The following is a 703-nucleotide window of genomic DNA, read 5'->3' on the forward strand; positions in this document are numbered from 1 at the left end:
AGCTCGTCGCAAACTCGACCCCTATCGGATTGTTTGACACATCTTTTAATTCACTTGCCCACGCGTTGTGAGTATCGCCCGCTAAACACACAAAATTGCCACTACTTGCTTTGGCCAGTTGGTAGACTTTTTCACGCTCGACATAGTAACCATCCCAAGCATCGAGGTTGTAAGGCAGAGAAATGGGATCTGCACTTGGATCGGCAAGATAACCGGTAATCGCTGTATTGACCGCCAACAAAGCTTCTGTTTTCTTCTCTTCTGTTGACGTAAACAGTTGGAACATCGCCGTCATCACTGAACTTGGTAGCTCCATTCGCGACATCAAAACTTGTTGGCCTAAAACGTTCCATTTTGCATCGTGCGTGTTGAATTCATTCATCAACCAAGCAAGTTGTTCAGTGCCTAGCAGTTCTCTGTCTGCACTACGTGATTGAGCAACTAACCCACCGATAGCTTCCATTGTAGGTGCACTGAGTGAGAAGTAATCCAACGGCTTATCACGACCGACAAGGCGCGTATCGAGCATCATGAGATTCACTAAGCTGCCAAATGAGAACTGACGATAAATCAACATGTTTGAGAATGTATTCTCACGAACTGGCAACCACTCAGTCCATGCAGCCGCAGCGGCGGCTCGACGGTCGATAAAGCTACCTTCATCATCCTGATGGTTCTCGGCGCCATTTTTCCATGTGTCATT

The 703-nt window shown here is 47.1% G+C and carries 1 protein-coding gene; it reads right to left on the bottom strand.

All coding sequences use genetic code 11. The features are described 5' to 3' along the window. Positions 1 to 703, bottom strand: a 703-nt coding sequence (locus tag R7P74_RS26515) for an alkaline phosphatase D family protein (RefSeq protein WP_318123634.1), incomplete at both ends; no start/stop codon positions are given.

It is taken from the genome of Vibrio sp. 2033, assembly GCF_033339735.1.